Source organism: Shewanella sp. SG41-4 (assembly GCF_014164505.1).
In the GTDB taxonomy this organism is placed as follows: Bacteria; Pseudomonadota; Gammaproteobacteria; order Enterobacterales; family Shewanellaceae; genus Shewanella.
Genome location: NZ_JACJFI010000470.1, coordinates 1 through 2,094 on the forward strand (window position 1 = coordinate 1; position 2,094 = coordinate 2,094).

Here is a 2,094-nt window from a genome sequence, read left to right on the forward strand (position 1 = left end):
TCCAGCACCGTGTGCAGACGCACCGAGAGAAATCCCCCTCGCTAAACTGCTTTTTATGTTGGCGGCTTTAAAAAGGGGCTCACAAATCAACATTCCCATAATACCTGTTACCAATACCAACATTGCGGTTAATTCAGGTATGCCGCCAAATGCACCTGTTGCTTCAATAGCAAACGGGGTTGATACCGATCTAACAATTAAACTGTGAGACAGCTCTGACGGCATATTGGTGAAATGGATAATCAACCATGAAGATCCAACACCCAAACATAATCCAGATACTACGCCAACACTTATGGTTAACGGATAACGTTTAATGAGTGCCCGTTCTCGATAAATGGGTACCGCAAATGCAATAGTGGCAGGGGCCAGCAAAGCAGGTAGCCAATGAGTAAATTGAAAGTAGTCGACTAATGGAATTTGAAATATAACCACAGTCGACAAAATGATAGTTGGCGCCAAGATAATAGGGGCAAACCAAACACGTTGTTGGCGTAAATAAAGCCGCTTGCTGATGTAATATCCTGCCAAGGTAAGTAATAAACAGAAAATGCCTAATAGTGAACCATTCATTTGGGGTATCCATTTTATCCAATGTTAAGGCGTTTTTATTTAAGCAGTGAACGCTGCAACGAAATGCTGTTTAGGCGTTGTTTACGTTCAAACTTAAATAACTTGTCAACAATAAAAGCAGTACCAACTAACACGCTGGCACTGGCCAATAACATGCACACAATCAGCTCTGCACCATAACTTTCTAGCAATGACTCATATTTGGTAATGGCAACAACGGGAGGAATAAAAAATAACAGTAAATCGCCAATTAACCAGCTCGAACCTTGTTTGACGACTTTCTCAGGGATCCATCGGCAAGACAATAATATCAACAATACGCCGAGGCCAATCACGCTTCCTGGAATAATCGAATGAACAGAATAAGCAACCCACTGACACAACCAAGCAAAGAAACATAAGCCGCTGACTTGGATGATTAAGGTTGTTTTGCACTTTAAAAAGGCACTATGACCAGTGAATAGGGATAACATTTAGTTTCACACAATGGTTATTTAGTTGATATACGGAGTTTACCCTTGCTTAATTGATAAAAAAAATGAATATTAATGATTGATTACATCACCTTTGGTTATGACATTGAATCTTAAAGCACTGCACTATTTCACTGAGGTTGTTAATGCTGGCGGCTTCGCCAAAGCTTGTCATTCGGCATTTGTGACTCAACCAGCGCTCTCAAAAGCGATACGCTTGCTGGAAGAAGAGCTTGATATGATATTGCTAGAGCGCGGGAAGCGTGGCTCGAAAATCAGGCTAACTGAAGCTGGCAAAGTGGTTTATCACCATGCATCAAAGTTAATGGAAGGCCGCCAACTCATGATGGCCGAGCTGGACAGCTTACGTAATTTAAGTGGTGGTTCACTAAAATTGGGGTTAGCCCCTTTAGGCAGTGCTGAGTTATTTGCCCCTGTGATAGCTCAATTCAGGCAGCAATATCCTAGCATTGAGCTGCAACTATTGGTACGCGGCGGTATAGAACAAACGGCAGCCTTGCACAAAGACGAAATAGAACTTGCGACTGGAATTATTGATTTCGATGATGAGTTTTGTGGCATTCGCATTCGCAATGAGTCAATGGTGCTTGTATTGCCCGCATGGCATAAACTTGCGAGTAAAAAAACGTTACAGTTAAGTGAACTTGATCAATTGGCGCAAGTGATGTTTGAACCAGAATATGCCTTGTACGAGCTAGTGCTTGAAGCTTGTGCAAAAGCGGGATTTAAACCTAAAAATATCACTCGAGTCAGTCATGCTGACTTTGGTATTGCACTGGTAGCGGCAGGCTCTGGAGTGATGATACTGCCCAAAATTATTGCTGAACGGTACCGGGTCGAAGCGGTTGTTAATATTCCCTTAGCCAGTGAAGATTTACGCTGGGAGTTATCATTGTTTTGGCGTAAACAGAAACATCTATCATTTGCTGCTCAAGCAATGATAAAGCTTATTAAGCAGCATTTAAGTCAGCAAGAAAATCAACCTCGAAACGAATAAACCAATATTACGGTTTAAGTTACATTAGCC

The 2,094-nt window shown here is 41.8% G+C and carries 3 protein-coding genes; 1 reads left to right on the forward strand and 2 read right to left on the reverse strand.

Annotated features, from left to right (window positions below; genetic code table 11):
- Window positions 1–573, reverse strand: a 573-nt coding sequence (locus H5202_RS21205) for an LrgB family protein (protein WP_182773802.1), incomplete at its 3' end; no start/stop codon positions are given.
- 35 nt (window positions 574–608) lie between these two features.
- Entirely contained in the window at window positions 609–1,046 is a 438-nt protein-coding gene (locus H5202_RS21210; RefSeq protein ID WP_102036317.1) for a CidA/LrgA family protein, read from the reverse strand.
- Between the two features lie 106 nt (window positions 1,047–1,152).
- Here H5202_RS21210 and H5202_RS21215 point away from each other — a divergent pair, with 106 nt between their 5' ends.
- Window positions 1,153–2,064 carry a LysR substrate-binding domain-containing protein gene (locus H5202_RS21215; RefSeq protein WP_182773803.1) on the forward strand — a complete coding sequence of 304 codons (912 nt, stop codon included), beginning with the start codon at window positions 1,153–1,155 and terminating at the stop codon, window positions 2,062–2,064.
- Window positions 2,065–2,094 lie beyond the last annotated feature (30 nt).